Annotated in this window: 13 protein-coding genes; 7 read left to right on the top strand and 6 right to left on the bottom strand. The window is 34.4% G+C overall.

Annotation, left to right across the window (positions count from 1 at the left end):
• The first annotated feature begins 110 nt into the window (after positions 1-110).
• Both sppA and BLS90_RS01725 read left to right on the top strand, forming a co-directional pair.
• The gene (gene sppA / locus BLS90_RS01730; protein WP_091254382.1) at positions 111-1,871 is read left to right on the top strand and encodes a signal peptide peptidase SppA; all 1,761 of its coding nucleotides are present in this window, start codon (positions 111-113) and stop codon (positions 1,869-1,871) included.
• Between the two features lie 193 nt (positions 1,872-2,064).
• The gene (locus tag BLS90_RS01725; RefSeq protein WP_091254379.1) at positions 2,065-4,683 is read left to right on the top strand and encodes an AsmA-like C-terminal region-containing protein; all 2,619 of its coding nucleotides are present in this window, start codon (positions 2,065-2,067) and stop codon (positions 4,681-4,683) included.
• 276 nt (positions 4,684-4,959) lie between these two features.
• Here BLS90_RS01725 and BLS90_RS01720 read toward each other — a convergent pair whose 3' ends face one another.
• Positions 4,960-5,754, bottom strand: a complete 795-nt coding sequence (locus BLS90_RS01720) for a DUF2797 domain-containing protein (protein ID WP_091254648.1) — start codon at positions 5,752-5,754, stop codon at positions 4,960-4,962.
• 256 nt (positions 5,755-6,010) lie between these two features.
• On the opposite strand from BLS90_RS01720, the gene BLS90_RS01715 reads away from it, so the two are divergent.
• The 3 genes from BLS90_RS01715 (at position 6,011) to BLS90_RS01705 (ending at position 7,998) form a co-directional block, all read left to right on the top strand.
• Positions 6,011-7,534, top strand: a complete 1,524-nt coding sequence (locus BLS90_RS01715) for a GH3 auxin-responsive promoter family protein (RefSeq protein WP_091254646.1) — start codon at positions 6,011-6,013, stop codon at positions 7,532-7,534.
• Between the two features lie 14 nt (positions 7,535-7,548).
• The gene (locus BLS90_RS01710) at positions 7,549-7,734 is read left to right on the top strand and encodes a hypothetical protein (protein ID WP_091254375.1); all 186 of its coding nucleotides are present in this window, start codon (positions 7,549-7,551) and stop codon (positions 7,732-7,734) included.
• Positions 7,735-7,815: 81 nt separating this feature from the next.
• Complete coding sequence (locus BLS90_RS01705; RefSeq protein ID WP_091254371.1) at positions 7,816-7,998, top strand: hypothetical protein; 183 nt, start codon at positions 7,816-7,818, stop codon at positions 7,996-7,998.
• 91 nt (positions 7,999-8,089) lie between these two features.
• Here the strand turns inward: BLS90_RS01705 and serB are convergent, their stop codons facing one another.
• The 4 genes from serB to BLS90_RS01685 form a co-directional block, all read right to left on the bottom strand.
• A complete protein-coding gene (gene serB / locus BLS90_RS01700; RefSeq protein WP_091165569.1) occupies positions 8,090-9,328 on the bottom strand; it encodes a phosphoserine phosphatase SerB in 1,239 nt (412 codons plus the stop codon).
• Positions 9,329-9,490: 162 nt separating this feature from the next.
• Positions 9,491-10,723 carry an ATP-dependent Clp protease ATP-binding subunit ClpX gene (clpX, locus tag BLS90_RS01695; protein ID WP_091254369.1) on the bottom strand — a complete coding sequence of 411 codons (1,233 nt, stop codon included), beginning with the start codon at positions 10,721-10,723 and terminating at the stop codon, positions 9,491-9,493.
• An 86-nt stretch (positions 10,724-10,809) separates the two neighbouring features.
• Entirely contained in the window at positions 10,810-11,484 is a 675-nt protein-coding gene (clpP, locus tag BLS90_RS01690) for an ATP-dependent Clp endopeptidase proteolytic subunit ClpP (RefSeq protein WP_073351820.1), read from the bottom strand.
• Between the two features lie 397 nt (positions 11,485-11,881).
• The gene (locus BLS90_RS01685) at positions 11,882-13,207 is read right to left on the bottom strand and encodes a trigger factor (protein WP_091254365.1); all 1,326 of its coding nucleotides are present in this window, start codon (positions 13,205-13,207) and stop codon (positions 11,882-11,884) included.
• A gap of 354 nt (positions 13,208-13,561) precedes the next feature.
• Here BLS90_RS01685 and BLS90_RS01680 point away from each other — a divergent pair, with 354 nt between their 5' ends.
• Positions 13,562-15,430, top strand: coding sequence for a hypothetical protein (locus tag BLS90_RS01680; protein WP_091254362.1), 1,869 nt, complete (start codon positions 13,562-13,564; stop codon positions 15,428-15,430).
• A gap of 130 nt (positions 15,431-15,560) precedes the next feature.
• Positions 15,561-16,355, top strand: coding sequence for a hypothetical protein (locus BLS90_RS01675; protein WP_091254358.1), 795 nt, complete (start codon positions 15,561-15,563; stop codon positions 16,353-16,355).
• Positions 16,356-16,577: 222 nt separating this feature from the next.
• Here BLS90_RS01675 and BLS90_RS01670 read toward each other — a convergent pair whose 3' ends face one another.
• The gene (locus tag BLS90_RS01670) at positions 16,578-18,119 is read right to left on the bottom strand and encodes a hypothetical protein (protein ID WP_091254354.1); all 1,542 of its coding nucleotides are present in this window, start codon (positions 18,117-18,119) and stop codon (positions 16,578-16,580) included.
• Positions 18,120-18,246: the final 127 nt, after the last annotated feature.

The following is an 18,246-nucleotide window of genomic DNA, read 5'->3' as shown; positions in this document are numbered from 1 at the left end:
TTAGAATTAGCAATATATTTGCATCAGGTATTGATAAATAAAGTGGAAAGGTCTAAACGATTGCTTGTAACATTTTCTGCTTTTTTACGACCTATAAAAAAAATATAATTATGAAATTTTTAGGCAATGTATTAGCGACGATTATAGGGATTTTTGTTTTTTTCATGCTGTCCTTTTTTGGAATTATACTCATTGGGGCTCTATTTGGTGGTGAATCAGAAGGTGTTACAGTAAAAAACAATTCTGTAATTGAATTAAACTTAGAAAACATACAAAATGATTATGCCGGAAAATACAAAGATCCGTGGGTAACTATTTTTTCAGAAAACAAAAAAGTAGGCGTTACAGATATCATTAATGCCATTGAAGAAGCAAAAACAGACAATGATATTAAAGGTATTTCTATTCTAAACAATGCTTCATCATTAGGCATGGCGCAAAGTAAAGCTTTGAGAGATGCTCTGGAAAGTTTTAAAAAATCAGGAAAATTTGTAATGGCGTATGCCAATTCGTATTCTCAAAAAGAATATTATTTGAACTCCGTTGCCAGCCCAATTTATATTAATCCGGTTGGAGAAATGGATTTCAAAGGGTTATCTTCTGAAATTATGTTCTTTAAAGATTTTCAAGAAAAATCAGGATTAAAAATGGAAGTTATTCGTCACGGAAAGTACAAAAGTGCAGTGGAACCCTTTTTAGAAAATAAAATGAGTGATGCGAACAGAGAACAAACAACAGCATTATTAAATTCTGTTTGGAGTTCCATGACTTCTGACATCGCAAAAAGCAGAAACATATCAGTGGCTAAATTAAATGAAATTGCTAACGGACTTCTAGCCCGAACTCCAGAAATGGCAAAATCACAAAAATTAATTGACATTATTGCCTATGAAGATGTGTACCATAATGCCATCCAAAAAGCGCTTAAAGTAGCTAATGACGAAGACTACAACAGCGTATCGGTTGTGGATTACGCTCAAAAAATCGCTACAACCTCACAAACTTTCGACAGTTCAGATCAAATTGCCATTATCTATGCCCAAGGAGAAATATTGAGTGGTGAAGGCGATGTAAATGTGATTGGAGAAGGTTCTATGCGTCGTTCGTTACAAGAAGCTCGAAAAAATAAAAATGTAAAAGCCATTGTGCTTCGCATTGACAGTCCCGGAGGAAGCGCTTTGACATCAGATTTGATTTGGAGAGAAATTGAATTGACCAAAAAAGTAAAACCAATAGTCGTTTCTATGGGGAATTATGCAGCATCAGGTGGCTATTATATTGCTTGTAATGCCAACACAATTTTTGCAGAAGAAAATACAATCACAGGTTCGATAGGGGTATTTGGAATATTACCAAACTTTACACCATTGGCTACTAAAATTGGTATCTACACAGAGCAAGTTAAAACGCACGAAAATTCAGCAAATTATAGTCCCTTTGTCCCTTTGGACGAAAAATTCAAAGCGGTGACTTTAGAAGGTGTTGAGCACATTTATAAAACCTTTGTCACCCACGTAGCACAAGGAAGAAAAATGACATTTGCACAAGTGGACGCTATCGCTCAAGGGAGAGTTTGGACTGGATCAGAAGCACTTAAAATTGGACTAGTAGATAAAATTGGAGGCTTAGATGATGCAATTGCAAAAGCGGCTTCTTTGGCAAAAGTGAAAAGTTACAGTACTCAAAATTATCCAGAATACGAGAAAAACTTTAATGATCTTTTAGCTAATCTTCCGTTTGCAAAATCGAAAGCTGATTTCATAAAAGAAGAAATAGGAGAAGAAAACTATCGTATGATGCAGGAAATAAAAAAGTTGCAAGCACGAAAAGGAATCCAAGCCATCATGCCGTTTGAAATCAAGATTAATTAATTTTTAAAATATCCGTTCAAAATCCGTTTAAATAATTATTTGAACGGATTTTTTTTTAAATCTAAAATGTAAACCAGACCGCTCCACAAAACTGTTGGTGATTTCAATATACACATCTAAATTATATTCCACTATTTTTGTGGCTGTAGGGCATCATTTTTGCAGAATAAATAATATTAAAGAAAATCAAATTATGCTAAAGACAATTTTAAAAATTATTGGAGCTCTTATCATCCTGTTCCTAGTTGCATTATTTACAATTCCTTACTTTTTTAAGGATCAAATAAAAGCTAAAATTGCTGAAGCAATCAATGAAAAAGTGGACGCACGAGTTACTTTTTCTGATGTGGATTTAAGTTTGATCAAAAGTTTTCCAAATGCAAATGTTTCACTCGACCAATTAGTGATCATAAACAAAGCCCCTTTTGAAGGAGATACTTTAGTTTCTTTGGACGAATTAGATTTAAAAATGTCTATCAAAGAATTGTTCAAAGGCAAAGAGGAAGCTATAAAAATTGACGGAATCACTTCAAAAAATGGATTGATCAATATCATTTTCAACAAAGACGGAATCGGGAATTATGATATCGCCTTAAAAAATCAAGAAACTGCTAAGGCTGGCAAAAGTGATCCTTTATCATTAACGATTAAGAATTATGCTATTGAAAATTTCAAGTTTCGTTATTTTGATGAAAAATCAAAAATCAAAATGGTAATCGACAGTATCAATCATGAAGGTGTTGGAGATTTTGCAGCCCAAAAATTAGATTTGGTTACTAAGTCCACTGCGAAAATCACTTTAGATATGGACAAAGTCAATTACATGAGTAATGTTGCCTTGACGCTCGATGCCATTTTAGGAATTGATTTAGAAAAAAGTAAATATACCTTCAAAGAAAATAAAGCGTTGATCAATCAATTACCGTTGGAATTTGATGGTTTTATCCAAATGGTAGAAACCGGACAGCAATACAATTTGAAATTTAAAACCCCAACTTCTACTTTCAAAAACTTCTTGGGAATTATTCCTGCGGCGTATGCGTCTAGTCTGGACAATGTGAAAACAACCGGAGATTTTACCGTTGCGGGTTTTGCCAAAGGCTTATATTCTGACACAAGGGTTCCAAAATTTAATATTGAAATCGCGTCCAAGAACGCCTCCTTCAAATACCCTAACTTACCAAAAACAGTTCAAAATATCGTTATTGACACTAAAATCATCAACGAAACTGGTATTCTAAACGACACGTATGTCAACTTAGACAAACTCTCTTTCAAAATTGACCAAGATGTTTTTAATGCTAAAGCCAACATTAGAAACATTACGGAAAATGCAATTGTCGATGCTGTTTTGAAAGGAACTATCAATTTAGCCAATCTTTCACAAGCGTATCCTATAAAACTGGACAAACCACTATCAGGAATTTTAAAGGCGGATGTGACTACAAAATTCGACATGCAATCTGTAGAGAAAAGTCAGTATGAAAATATCAATAATGCGGGAACTATGAGTTTATCCGGTTTCAAGTATGCAGATGAAAATGGCAAAACAATGAACATTAGCACTGCCGTAGTTCAATTTAATCCGAGTCAAGTCAATTTGAAAGAACTGAACGCGACTACCGGAAAAAGCGATATTAGTGTAACCGGAGTTTTAGAAAATTTCTACGGATTTATATTTAGAAACCAAGAGTTGAAAGGAAATTTATACATGAATTCGAAACAATTAGCCGTTGACGATTTCATGACAACTGGCGAAACGGCGAAAACGGGAACAGCAACAGCTAAAAAACCAGACGCTATGAAGATTCCTGCGTTTTTAAATTGTACGCTTACGGCAAAAGCGACTACGGTTTTATATGATAATTTAACCTTGAAAGACGTATCAGGAAAACTGATTGTGAAAGATGAAAAAGTAACTTTAGAAAATGTGAAAACATCTATTTTCGGTGGAACAATTGGAGTAAATGGAGCTGTTTCCACAAAAGGAAAAACGCCGGTTTTCAATATGGATTTAAAATTAAATCAAGTCGACATTGCGCAGTCGTTCACCCAACTGGATCTGTTGAAAAAAATAGCGCCAATTGCGGGAATCATCAACGGAAAATTAAATTCAAGCATCAAATTAAACGGAAATCTAAATGCAACGGAGTTTACTCCTGACTTGAAAACGCTTACCGGAGATTTATTAGGACAACTACTTTCTACGACGGTAAATTCAAAAAATTCGACCTTACTGACGGCTCTAGGCTCTAACTTGAAATTCATTGATGTGAGTAAAATCAATTTAAACGATATCAAAGCGGCAATTACGTTTAAAGATGGGAAAGTAAATGTTAAACCATTTGACATCAAGTACAAAGATATCAAAGCAACAGTTGGAGGTACTCATGGTTTTGACCAAAGCATGAATTACAATTTAAAATTTGATGTTCCTGCTAAATATTTGGGCTCGGAGGCCAATGCATTAATAGCAAAATTATCTGCTGCTGATGCTGCTAAATTAGAAAGCTTCCCGATAAATGCCGTATTAGTAGGTAATTTTACGAATCCTAAAATCACCACGGATATTAATAGTGCGGTAACTAAATTGACGACTCAATTGGTTAACCAACAAAAAGACAGACTGGTAAAACAAGGAACTTCGGCTTTAACGGATTATATCAATAAAAACAAGAAACCCGGAGACACTACTAAAACAACCACTCCTCCTGTGCCAGCGACTAAGGAAGAAGTAAAAGCGAAAGCCTCTGAATTATTAAATGGATTGTTTAATAGAAAGAAAAAAGTAGATACTACAAAAATAAATTAAGACCTCTTCATAAAACAAAAAAGAGGAATTTCACCAAGTGAGATTCCTCTTTTTTATTGAATTTTATACTTGAATCTAAACAACAAAACTATTTGCTTTTGAGATTTTACCATTAAGGAATTAAGAAAAATTAAGCTCTAAATCTTAATGAAACTTAATTTCTTAATGGTTAAAAAAATACATGAAAAAATATTTAAACCATTAAGGAATTAAGAAAAATTAAGCTCTAAATCTTAATGGAACTTAATTTCTTAATGGTTAAAAAACCTATGTTTCTTATACATTAATCGTCACTACATAACCTTCAGAACCACGAACATTGAAAACTGTTCCATCTTCAAAAAGTAAATATTGTCCTTTTATTCCGGTCAATTTTCCTTGAAAGTGAGGCGATTTATCCAAGCTTAAACTTGCAACTTTAGTAGGATATTCTAGGACGGGATAATGCATTTCGTACAAGTCATTCTTCTGCGAATAAAAGTACTCCTGAACTTCCGTTGGGATTAAATTTTCGACTTTCAATCGTTCCGCAACTAAGTCAATTTGCTCCACATTATTCGTCAACATTTTTCTCCAATTGGTTTTATCGGCATAATAATTTTTCAGCGCTACCTCGGTAATTCCAGCTAGGTATCGATTAGGAACTTCCACAATAGAAATCGCCTGTGTTGCGCCCTGATCAATCCATCGGGTGGGCATTTGGGTTTTGCGGGTCACGCCTACTTTGACTTCACTGGACAAGGCCAAATATACAATATGCGGTTGCAATTGTACTTTTTCTTCATACGCCAAATCTCGATCTTGAATTCCAAGATGAGCGGTACTCAGCTCTGGTTTCATAATCCAATCGCCAACAGCCGCGCTGGAATAGAAACAATCATAACAAAATCCCTGACGGAATATTTTTTTCTTTTTTCCACAATTCAAACACTGAAAGCCTACAAAACTAATTTCTAGGTTCTTGTTCAGCAATTGGTTTATATTCAAAAAACTATCCTCGAAAACTAAGTAATATTGAATTGGGTTTCCAAATTCAGTTTGCATTTTTTTGAGTACACCTTCGTATGTCATTGTGATTTTAGATTGTTGATTAACGATTTCTGATTTTAGATTTAGCGATCCCATTTTAGAATTCAGATTAGTAGCATCCTTTACTGAGTTCAAATCTTTACTGTGATATAGAATTGTTTTTTGCAAAAAAACACTATTTTTGATATTTTGACAAAGTTAGTATTTGTCAATCGATATTCAAATCTTATCTTTTAGCCTTTTTCTAATAGAAAAAAATCTGAAATATAAAATCGTTAATCAACAATCTGAAATCTATATGCCACTAACCATAATCAATTCGTTTGCATCCTGGGTTCTCAAACAAAGAATTCATCAGATCGAACTTTTCTTGAAATATCCAAATGAAGTTCAGGAAGAATTGCTTATGAATTTACTTCAGGCTTCTAAAAATACTGTTTTAGGCAAGCAATACGAATTTGCTACAATAAAATCTTACGCAAATTTTACAGAGCGAGTTCCGATTTCGACGTATGAAGAATTGCAGCCGCTGATAGAAAGAACACGCAAAGGAGAACAAAACGTTTTTTGGGAAACACCTATAAAATGGTTTGCCAAATCCAGCGGAACAACCAATGCCAAAAGTAAATTTATTCCGGTAAGCAATGAAGCCTTAGAGGATTGTCATTATAAAGGAAGTAAAGATTTGTTGTGTTTGTATTTGAATAACAACGAGGATTCCGAACTGTTTCTGGGAAAAAGTCTGCGTCTTGGCGGAAGTTCCCAAATCTATGAAGACAACAACACGTTTTTTGGCGATTTATCCGCAATTTTAATCGAAAACATGCCCATTTGGGCGGAGTTCAGCAGCACGCCAAGCAACAAAATTTCCTTGATGAGCGAATGGGAAACTAAAATTGCAGCGATTATAAACGATACAAAAAACGAAAATGTAACCAGTTTTGCCGGTGTTCCTTCCTGGATGTTAGTTTTAATGAATAAAATGCTGGAAGAAACCGGGAAAGGAAATCTATTCGAACTTTGGCCTAACTTAGAAGTCTACTTTCACGGAGGCGTAAATTTTGAACCGTACCGAGAACAATACAAAAAAATACTCCCTAAAAAAGAGTTTAAATATTACGAAATATACAATGCCTCTGAAGGTTTTTTTGCCATTCAGGATTTAAATAATTCCAGTGATTTATTATTGATGTTGGATTACGGAATTTTCTATGAGTTCATTCCAATGGATACTTTTGGGACACCAGATCAAAAAATTATTCGGTTAGCAGATGTAGAATTATTCAAAAATTATGCTTTGGTAATTACTACCAATTCTGGTTTGTGGCGCTATTTGATAGGCGACACCGTTCGTTTCACATCATTGAATCCGTACCGAATTCGGGTTACGGGCAGAACCAAGCATCACATTAATGTTTTTGGAGAAGAATTGATGGTCGAAAATACCGATCAGGCTATAGCCAAAGCGTGTAAACTAACCCAGACGGAAGTAGTTGATTACACGGTTGCGCCTATATTTATGGAAGGCAAAGAAAAAGGTGCCCATGAATGGATGATTGAATTTAAAAACCCTCCTGCTGATGTATCACAATTCCAGAAAGCATTAGATGAATCTATACAATCCTTAAACTCCGATTATGAAGCAAAACGCTACAACAACATGACGTTAAATCCGTTAGTAATCAATGTAGCGCGGAAAAATTTGTTTTACGATTGGTTAAAAGACCGTGACAAATTGGGCGGACAACATAAGATCCCAAGACTTTCTAACCAAAGGGATTACTTGGAACAATTGAAAAGCATGCAGTTTCAAAGCGTATAAAAATAATTAAAAAGATGAAAAACACCTTCTACATCTTGATTGCACTTTTTGTATTGAGTTCCTGCGGACCGCACAGAATGAGTTGCGGCGCAAGAGGAATTTGTAAATCTCCCGATAAACAAACATTTGAACAACCTCAAAAAATAAAGCATAAAATTACAGTAGCGTTTTATACCTTACCAAATAAGTATTCTAAATAAAAAAGTTATTCTAGTAAACAAACACTCACTTAATGTGCAGTTTTTATTTGAATATCCAGGTCAAAAAATTAAATTAACATCATGATAGAAAACATCGCCTATTTCGTTCCAGCACTTTTAATTTTAATTATTTCAATTATTTTGATTGATTTGTATTTATTAGCTCGAAAAACACTTGTACTTAAAATAAAATATTATTCAGACCTAGTGAATAGAATTAAACCTAAGGAATCTGAAAATCTCCCGACCAACAAACATGACTAAAACCTGAAAAAGTGTTTACTGTTAAAGCATAAAAAAGGCTGTACAAAAACGAATCTGGTACAGCCCTTATTATTTTTTATCATTATATAATTTACTCCTCCTCCATCATATCAATATGCCTGTCGTGGTAACCTAAAAGGTATAAAACACCGTCGAGTCCTAAGCTGGAAATAGAACTTTCTGCTTTTTCTTTTACCGTAGGTTTGGCATGAAAAGCAATTCCTAAACCTGCCAAATTTAACATTGGCAAATCATTGGCGCCATCACCAACTGCAATGGTTTGATTGATATGAATCCCCTCTTTATCGGCAATGGCTTGAAGGTATTCTGCTTTCTTTTTACCATCAACAATTTCGCCAAGATAATTACCAGTCAATTTCCCGTCTTTGATTTCCAATTCGTTAGCGTGAACGTAATCAATCCCTAATTCCTTTTGCAGGTATTTCCCAAAAAAGGTAAATCCCCCGGATAAAATAGCGGTTTTATAGCCGTAATATTTCAAGGCCTTCATCAAGCGATGTGCTCCTTTCGTTATTGGCAGATTTTCAGCAACATTTTGCAGTACGTCCTCACTTAAACCTTCTAACAAAGCCATACGTTGCTTGAAGCTTTCGCTAAAATCAATTTCGCCGTTCATCGCTGCTTCTGTAATGGCTTTTACTTGCTCGCCGACACCAGCCAATTCAGCCAATTCATCAATTACTTCCGTTTGAATTAAGGTCGAATCCATATCAAAACACACCAAGCGGCGGTTTCTGCGGTACATATTATCCTCTTGAAAGGAAATATCTACATCCAATGTTCTGGAAATTTCCATAAAACTGGCGGTCATAAACGTTTTATCGACAATCGTTCCTGTAACTGATAATTGTATGCAAGAACGCGGAAACTCCTCTTTCTCCAAAATAGAAACCCTGCCGGTTAATCTTTTGATCGCGTCAATATTTAAATTTTGGTTTGACAATATTTTAGTGACAGCCGCCAATTGAACTGCTGTCAGGGTTTCGCCTAGAACATTGATGGTATAGCGCTGTTTGCGTTGTCCTTTGACCCATATTTCATAATCAGGAATAGAAATTGGTATGAACTTTACTTTCACGCCCAATTCATAGGCTTTGAACAATAAATCTTTTAAAACAGGCCCTGAAGAGGAACCCGCTTTTATTTCAAATAAAATACCTAGAGAAAGCGTATCATGGATATCTGCTTGACCAATATCCAGAATAATGGCATCGTAAGTCGCCAAAATGGATGTTAAACCAGCAGTAACTCCGGGTTTGTCCTGACCTGAAACTTTTAGTAAAATTACTTCTATTTCGTCTGTATGCATGCTATGTTTATATGATTTAGAATAGACAAAAATCGACAATCTGAAGTTGATAAAAAAAAATATCGCTCCTTTTTTCAAACAATAACAAATAGTGTAATTTCCCCATAAAAAAACCTGTCCAAATGAATGAACAGGTTCGTATTTTTAAGAAAAATGCATTTTTTATGATGCAATCTCCAAACGTTTCAATAAATTTTTATTCAACGTTTCTTTAGCGTAATCCACGTCAATTTCTAATATTTTGTCTTCAGAGCTTGGTAATTCATACATCGCATCAGTTAAGATGGCTTCACATAAAGAACGCAATCCACGAGCTCCTAATTTGTATTCTAACGCTTTGTCCACAATAAAATCCAACGCTTCATCTGTGATGGTAAAAGTTACTTCATCCATCAAAAACAATTTCTCGTATTGTTTGATTAGCGCATTTTTAGGTTGTGTCAAAATCGCACGCAAGGTTTCTCTGTCTAAAGGATCCATGTGTGTCAATACTGGCAAACGACCTATAATCTCCGGAATCAATCCAAAATCTTTGATGTCTTTTGGGATAATGTATTGCAACAAATTGTCTTTATCAATATTATCCACATTTTTTGAAGTAGAATACCCCACGGCTTGACGGTTCAATCGTTTCGAAATAATTCTTTCGATTCCATCAAAAGCACCACCGGCAATAAACAAAATATTCTGAGTATTTACCTCAACAAATTTTTGGTCTGGGTGCTTGCGTCCTCCTTTTGGTGGCACATTCACAACAGTTCCTTCTAATAATTTCAATAATGCTTGTTGCACTCCTTCACCAGAAACGTCACGTGTAATAGACGGATTGTCACTTTTACGTGCAATTTTATCTATTTCGTCAATGAATACAATTCCGCGTTCTGCTTTGGCTACATCATAATCAGCAGCTTGCAAAAGACGCGTCAAAATACTTTCGACATCTTCCCCAACATAACCTGCTTCAGTAAGAACGGTAGCATCAACAATAGCTAAAGGTACATCCAACATTTTTGCAATGGTTTTAGCCACCAATGTTTTTCCTGTTCCTGTTTGTCCCACCATGATGATGTTACTTTTTTCAATCTCAACCTCATCGTCTAATTGCTGTTGCATCAAACGTTTGTAGTGATTGTAAACTGCAACCGACATTACTTTTTTAGTTTGGTCCTGTCCAATAACATATTGATCCAAGAACGCTCTGATTTCTTTTGGTTTCTTCAAAATCAAATCTCCAACCAGTTTCGAACTTCCGCCAGATTTTAATTCTTCTAAAACAATTCCGTGCGCTTGTTCGATACATTTATCACAAATATGTGCATTGATACCAGCAATCAACAATTGAGTTTCTGGCTTCTTTCTTCCACAAAACGAACACTCTAATACTACTTTTGCCATTCTTTTTTTGTTTAAAGTTTAAAAAGTTTAAAGTTTAAAGTTCCCGCAGTAACCTTAAACTTTAAACCTTAAACTTGTAACTATTTTTATCCTCTTATTAAAACCTCATCAATCATTCCGTATGCTTTTGCTTCTTCAGCAATCATCCAATAATCACGCTCACTATCTGTATGAACCTTATCGAAAGTCTGTCCGGAGTGGTGAGAGATAATTTTATATAATTCATCTTTCAGTTTCAACATTTCACGTAGGTTGATTTCCATATCAGTAGCAACTCCTTGCGCTCCTCCTGATGGTTGGTGAATCATTACTCTTGAATGTGGCAATGCCGAACGTTTCCCTGCAGCTCCTGCACATAACAGCACCGCTCCCATAGAAGCTGCCATTCCTGTACAAATTGTTGCTACATCTGGTTTGATGTATTGCATCGTGTCATAAATCCCTAATCCTGCGTAAACGCTTCCTCCTGGAGAATTCAAGTAGATCTGAATATCTTTAGAAGCATCGGCGCTTTCAAGGAACAACAACTGTGCTTGAACGATGTTTGCAATTTGGTCATCAATTCCTGTTCCAAGGAATATAATTCTGTCCATCATCAATCTGGAGAAAACGTCTAATTGTGAAATATTCAACTGACGTTCTTCGATGATATATGGAGTCATGTTTTTGGGAGTCATTGCGCCTACGATTTTATCGTAATACATCGAGTTTACGCCGTGGTCCTTTGTAGCAAATTTTTTAAATTCTTTACCGTAGTTCATATTTTTTTGTTCTAAGTTTTACGTTATATCTTGTGATTCCATTTAATGCAAAGGTCATACCTCTTTATAAATGATGTCAATATGTCTTATTTTTTAGCCCAGATGGAAGAGAAAAGCTTTTTGAATTCCGTTTTTTAGTTTTTTTATTCTTGCAAAGCGACTGAAAGAAGCTCTTGCAGGAATTTAAAAAACTAAAACGGGAGAAAAAACTTGAAACGTACAGCTGGATTAGCTCCTGAAATTAATTCAAACAAAAGAGCGCCAAAAAATATTTTTTCTGACGCTCAAATATAACTATTTTTTATTGTTTCGTATCTGTAATCAAATCATAAAATTTTAATAATCTCTTGCTCTTAGGGCTTTTGACTTTGAACTTTACGACAGTACAAACTCTTATTTATTCTCCGTAAGAAGCAGCAATAAATTCGTCATAAGTTACTTCTTTAGTAGTAGGATTTGCTTTTTCTTTAAACAATTCCAATAATTTCTCAGCAACAACTTGGTCAGAAAGTCTTTTCACTTCGTCTTGGTTAGACAACACTCTAGCTACAATTCCTTGAACTTCTTCGTCAGTAGGATTTGTTTGCCCGAATTGCGCCATTTGCTGACGGATATTTTTTGTAGTGAATGTTTTCAAATCTTCAAAAGTGATTTTGATGTCAGATTGAGCCATTGCTCTACCTTCGATCAATTGAAAACGCAATCCTTTTTCAGAACGTACATATTCTACTTCAGCTTCCTCAGGAGATAGTTTTTTCTCTCCTACAGTTTGCAACCATTTTTTAAGGAATTCAGCTGGTAAATCAAATTTTGTGCTTTCGATTAAGAACTCAGTAACATCACCTAATAATTTTTGGTCCGCTTGCTGTGCAAATTGAGTTTCAGCATCTTCTTTGATTTTTGCTTTCAATTCTTCAAGTGAAGAAACAGTTCCAGCTCCAAACAATTTGTCAAACAATTCTTGGTTCAATTCTGCTAATTCAGCAGTGTTGATTGCTTCGATTGTGAAGTTTACATCAACCTCTAAACCGTGAACGTCATCATGACTTACTTTCATCACGTCCATCAATTGGTGGTCGTCGTCAAATAAACCTTTAGTATTTACAGTCACTACATCACCTACTTTTTTACCTATGAATAAATCAAAAGTCGCTTTGTCTTTGAAAAGATCCGCAGCAATAGTAGTAGCGTTATTAATTCCTTTTTCTTCGTTAGTGAATGTTCCAGTTACATCTGAATCTGCAGCAACAACTTCTTGAGGAATTGCAGTTCCAAATTGTTTTTGGATTCTTTCCAACTGGCCTTCTATTAATTTATCATCCGCAGTAACTACATATTTCACGATGTCGTTTTTAGCTTCAAGATCCAATTCGAAATTAGGAACCAATCCTATTTCATATTCAAAAACCAATTCTTCCGCACTCCAATCAAAGTCTTCGTTTACTTTAGCAAGTGGCGTTCCAAGAAGGTTTAATCGTTCTGATTGTACGAAACGCTCTAGAGCCAAATCAACAACTTTCTGAACTTCTTCTTGTTTGATCCCTTTACCGTATTGTTTTTCAACAAGATCTTTAGGCACCGCTCCTTTTCTAAATCCCTTAACAGTTGCCAAAGGCATTTTTTCGTTTATTCTTTTTGCAACTTGTCCTTTGTAATCCATCTGAACTACAGTCATTACAATTGTCTCAGTTACTGCGTCTGTTGCTACTCTTTTGATATCCATCTTCTTCTTTATTTATATTATAAATTCGGACTGCAAAATTATAAAATTTTTGCAACCCAAACAAGCTTTTTACCATTTTGAATTTTAGGCAGTTATTTGACAAAATCACAGGATGGAAAAGGAAAATAATTTGGGCGTGTCCCTGCGTAAAAACTACGGGTCAGGCTGTTCGTTGCAATCTTTTATTCCGCTGCGTTTCATAAAAGGATTTACACTGCCATCCTTCACGCGGGCCTTAGTTTTCAACAATAAAAAGTTGCTTTGAAAATTTGTAATAATTTATTTATATATTTGAAAATGAATAATACACGAAAGTTGTAGTATTTACAAACAAGCTATTTAACAAAGAACTTAATGGAAAGAAGGTTAACCGAAAATATCCCAATATTAGGTAGAGTTCAAGTAAATCTTGTTGACTTAGCAAGTCGCATTTACAATATATATCTATCAGAAAAAGAGGTTGAAAGACAACAATCTTCTGCACACCTAGGTCTTATATCGAAAGCATTTCAGGGAATAAATCACTCTAGATATGACTATTTAATTCTTCAATGTGTAATTTCAGAAATTGCAGATAACACATTTAAAGGAACAACGGTTTCTCAAGGCTCAATTAATATTAACGGAAAAAAATATATAGGAAATGATATCATAAAAAGTTGGTTTTTACTTTCAAATTTTGGTCATTGTAAAAACACAATTGCCGACGAAAAAGCATTACTTCTAAAAGCAGTTCAAAGAAAAGGTTTTAAGAGTTATTTAGTAAATTGTATCAAAGATGAACAACTTAGAGATTGGAGTGAAAAAACAATTAATGATTTCGACTATGTGAACTTTCATCACATTCTTTCATTGAGGAGAATCTATAAATGCTTACCGAGATTGGTCGATTTTCAAAATGAGATAATTTCAGTTTATAAACTGCTATTACTCGATATCAATCAAACTAGAATGATTTCGGATCCAAAAAAGGTTGAACAGCTTAAAATAATTCATCGTAATGTACGTAATCTTGGAGTTATTGCACTTGATACGCGAAACTCCTCGTTACCTGTTTCAATTGATATATTATCAGCAATTTTATCTTTTGATTTTTACGATGGTCGATATCAACAATCAAAAGCAAGTGACATCTTTAACCCAATACTTTCTCTTCTTTATAAATCTTTGTATTTAGATCCAAAAAGTCAAACGTACCAAAGGTCATATGAAATATCAGGTTTAAACAATATGACAGGGAGTTTTTCAGACATAATTGAATTAGCAACAAATGAAGGTTTAGCAAATCCTAACTCTACAATCCTACATCATTTTTTAAGAATAGAGCTTCATATAAACAACTTAGAAGATGAAGATACAAAAGATGCGCTAAGAAGTATACTAACTGTAAAAAGAGGGGTGAATAGCGTTGAATCTTCAATGGACTACAATCCATTTACATCCATTAGAGTAATGGATTTCTATTTAATCCCTCAATTGTTCAAATTGAAGCACTTACCAAAATTTCTCTCAAACATATCAGGAATTCTTGAAAAACAAGTTCAAGGAACTTACAGAAATCACGTAAAACATAGAGGCGAAATTGTAAAAGGTGTAAAAAGAGGCATCACTAAGGCAATAGTGGAAGAAGACCAGAAAGAAATTATTATCGATTCCTTGACTAATAGTATTTTTGAGGAAGCATGGAGAGAAGTACAGACACAAAATATTCCACCTTTTAAAGATATTTTATGGGCAGTATTACGCTATCATATTGACGATAAATTCTTCTTTGATATTGACCACCATACAGAAACCGAATTCAAATATTTCGGCATAATACTTCCAAGTGGGCTTGACTTATTAAACCCTGACATTACAAGCGCAATCGAATCAACATCTGATCACGATAGAAAACATGAATTGAAGCAATTACAAAAATCAACAAGTAAAAAGTTCAACGGAACAACTATAGCCTGCATAGCACGAATTACAATTTACGATTACTCCAAAGCTCCTGAGCATAGAATAGTAACTGATATTGATTCATTAGTTTTAAAATTCAACGATAAAAATATGTACTTAGAATTACATGAATCAAAGAATACAAAAAATCCATACACAGCTGCAAAGAAGGATATAAATAAAAAACTTATTAGAATTTTAAATAAAAACTGTATTGGCAGGCAAATTAGAGAAGTAAAAGGCTATGGTGCCAAAGTCTTAATTAAACACGATTCATAACCCAGCTCCGCAAAGTATCCTCCGCTCGTACCCACAAACAAAAACAAAAATTAAAAAAAAGGCACGAGCGGGACGCTCGCGCAAGCATAGGATTATTTTGAAAAAAACGTAAAAATTAAACCCAAATAAAATGAACAAAAGAGAAGTTACTTTTTCAAACCTTATTAAACTAATTAAAGACAGAAGACCTTTTTCAATTATAGGGATTGTATTTATTTTTTCATCAATTTTCATTTTACTTCCAAGCATTTTATTTATGACAAAGTCGTTTGTTGAAGCGTATCAAAAATATGACTTTAAGAAAATTGAGCAAAATGGAACTGAAAAAAATGCAAAAATTACTGATTTAAGACCTATAAATAATGTCACAATAAATGGGGAACATCCATTAAAAATAAGCTACGAATTTTTAGACAATGGTGTAATTAAATCTGATAAATTCCAAACTATGGATTTAGAGAAAACTAATGAAATGAAAATTGGAAGTGAAATAAAGATTAAAACTTTTGAAAATCAAACCAAAATTCAAAATTTAGAACCTTTTATTTTTCCATTTTATTTATTTTACATTTTACCATTTATCTTTTTTGTTCTCGGTTCTGTCTTTTCGGCTATAGGTTTAATTCCTGCTTTGAGAGATTATAATTTATATAAGAATGGACTTGTGAAAGAAGGAACTATTATAGCATTAACACCAAACTCAGGTTTGCCAATAACAAATATTGGGCAAAGTATTCTAATCAACTATTATTACTTAGCAGCAAACGGACAAAAGATATTTGGAAAATCTAAAACAACAGATTTTTCAATAATGACAGAGAAAAAAGCAGAAGATAAAATCAAACTTTTTGTTTCTGAAAACGACGAAACTAAATCATGCATGGTTCCGAAATTGGAAGCTATGAAAAATAATTGGAAAATATAAAAAAACACCGCCAGCTCCACAAAGTGTTCATTCAAAAAATAAATTTTCCGTAAAAGCGGAGCAAATGTCTCTGACTTTCCGACCCGCTGGTCAAAAACTGTGATCCGGTGTAAATTACCCGTTTTAAAATAAGGGCATTTAAGGGAAACAGTTCGAATACGTTTTATAAAAAGCAAAAGGGGAATGTTTTACCATTCCCCTTTTACAAACTACAAATATAAACTAGTTGGTAATTGTTATTATTCCCGTCATCATACCGTGAAATTCACAGTTGTAATATAAGGTGTTAGGTGCATTTGAAGGAACCACGATTTTCACCGCTCCACTTACTGCGCCGTTATTTGTAACTCCAGAGTTGTACGCATTGGCAGTTCCCGTACCTTGAACCGTATTAATGTAAAAAGGGTGTCCCGGTAAATTCACATTAAAAGTATATGTACCGCCTCTTCTTAAGGTTAAGTTTGGATTACTTGCGTTAGTTAATCCTTCACCATTAAAAATATAAGATGAAGAACCGCTATTAGTAACAGAGTATGTTTTTGTTTCAACCGTTCCAGCACCGCTTCCAACACTTGAACCAATATTTCCTTGCGCAACAATAGTCGACATGTTAGCATCGCTCAAGTGTGCATTTACGTAAGCCGCTAATGTTAAAAACTGCGTGTACGTTACTGCAGCGCCACCTACTAATGAAGCTACTTGTGTTTTGCTAACTCCGGTAGTACCATTTACTGGATTCAAACCCGCAATGATGTTTCCACCAGTAGCTACATTTTTTTCATGTATATGCGCTGGGTGACTCGCACCTGCCGCTGTTCCTATCAGTTTGATAGTTACTAATGTAGTTTGATTTACACGCTCTGCAAATTCTACAGTACCACTAATTCCTGCAACGTCTTTTTGATCTAATACATAACTTACTTTTTTTCCTGTTAACTCATTTTGTCCAATATCGCCTTGAGCAACAAGAGTAGCTAAATCAGTAGTACTTTGATGAAAATTGATGTACCCGTTAAAGCTTAGTAATTGGTCATAACCAAAAGCAGTTCCGTTATCTAGTTTAGAGATATTTGTAACGCTTAATCCTGTACCACCCGTTACTGGTTTGAAAGAAAATACAATTCCACCACCTTGAGCTGCTGTGTTTGCATGAATATGCCCAGGGTGTGAAGCACCATTTGTAGTGTTTTGCAATTGTACAACTGCTAATGCCTCACCGTTTACTCTTTTAAAAAAACTAGCAGTTCCAAAAATTGTTGGAAAAGCAACGCTACCCAAAGGGTATACCTTTGAAACTCCAGTAAGTTGATTCTGTCCTATATCACCTTGCGCCACAAGTGTAGCTAAGCTACTTGCACTTAAATGAACATTGATATACCCATCAAAATTAAGTAGTTCTTGATAAGTAATTTTTGTGCCATTATCTAGCGCATTAAATACAGTAGTACTTTTTCCAGTCGTACCGTCAACTGCTTTTAACGTAAGTGCTATATCACCTCCTTCGGCAGCGGTATTTAAATGAATATGTGCTGGATGTGATGCTCCTGCAACAGTATTTTTTAATTCTAATTCTACGCTTAGCGTTGCATCACTTTTTTCAATAATAGTTGCTGTTCCTGTTACACCAGAAGTTCCTACTGAGCCTAATTGATAGACTTTAGAATTGACTACAGTTGGCGCCGGAGCATCATCATTGTCACAAGCGACAAAAAATAGAGAAATACCCAGGACCAATAACAATGATTTTACTTTTAGACATTTCATATTGTTTAATTTTTTAGATTTAAGATTAAACAAATATAAACATTTTTTTAAATTTAGCTAAAAATTAAATTAAAAAAATTAAATTGAAGTTCTGATTTTTAAAGCTCTATACACAAATAAGCCCATA

It is taken from the genome of Flavobacterium omnivorum (assembly GCF_900099915.1).
Lineage (GTDB): Bacteria > Bacteroidota > Bacteroidia > Flavobacteriales > Flavobacteriaceae > Flavobacterium > Flavobacterium omnivorum.
The sequence above is the reverse complement of the archived record's forward strand: the minus strand, read 5'-3'. Positions and strand labels throughout refer to the sequence as shown.

Excerpts from the sequence above, each read along its gene's own strand:
- sppA (WP_091254382.1), top strand. The coding sequence starts at position 111 with ATGAAATTTTTAGGCAATGTATTAGCGACGATTATAGGGATTTTTGTT.
- BLS90_RS01725 (WP_091254379.1), top strand. The coding sequence starts at position 2,065 with ATGCTAAAGACAATTTTAAAAATTATTGGAGCTCTTATCATCCTGTTC.
- BLS90_RS01720 (WP_091254648.1), bottom strand. The coding sequence starts at position 5,754 with ATGACATACGAAGGTGTACTCAAAAAAATGCAAACTGAATTTGGAAAC.
- BLS90_RS01715 (WP_091254646.1), top strand. The coding sequence starts at position 6,011 with ATGCCACTAACCATAATCAATTCGTTTGCATCCTGGGTTCTCAAACAA.
- BLS90_RS01710 (WP_091254375.1), top strand. The coding sequence starts at position 7,549 with ATGAAAAACACCTTCTACATCTTGATTGCACTTTTTGTATTGAGTTCC.
- BLS90_RS01705 (WP_091254371.1), top strand. The coding sequence starts at position 7,816 with ATGATAGAAAACATCGCCTATTTCGTTCCAGCACTTTTAATTTTAATT.
- serB (WP_091165569.1), bottom strand. The coding sequence starts at position 9,328 with ATGCATACAGACGAAATAGAAGTAATTTTACTAAAAGTTTCAGGTCAG.
- clpX (WP_091254369.1), bottom strand. The coding sequence starts at position 10,723 with ATGGCAAAAGTAGTATTAGAGTGTTCGTTTTGTGGAAGAAAGAAGCCA.
- clpP (WP_073351820.1), bottom strand. The coding sequence starts at position 11,484 with ATGAACTACGGTAAAGAATTTAAAAAATTTGCTACAAAGGACCACGGC.
- BLS90_RS01685 (WP_091254365.1), bottom strand. The coding sequence starts at position 13,207 with ATGGATATCAAAAGAGTAGCAACAGACGCAGTAACTGAGACAATTGTA.
- BLS90_RS01680 (WP_091254362.1), top strand. The coding sequence starts at position 13,562 with ATGGAAAGAAGGTTAACCGAAAATATCCCAATATTAGGTAGAGTTCAA.
- BLS90_RS01675 (WP_091254358.1), top strand. The coding sequence starts at position 15,561 with ATGAACAAAAGAGAAGTTACTTTTTCAAACCTTATTAAACTAATTAAA.
- BLS90_RS01670 (WP_091254354.1), bottom strand. The coding sequence starts at position 18,119 with ATGAAATGTCTAAAAGTAAAATCATTGTTATTGGTCCTGGGTATTTCT.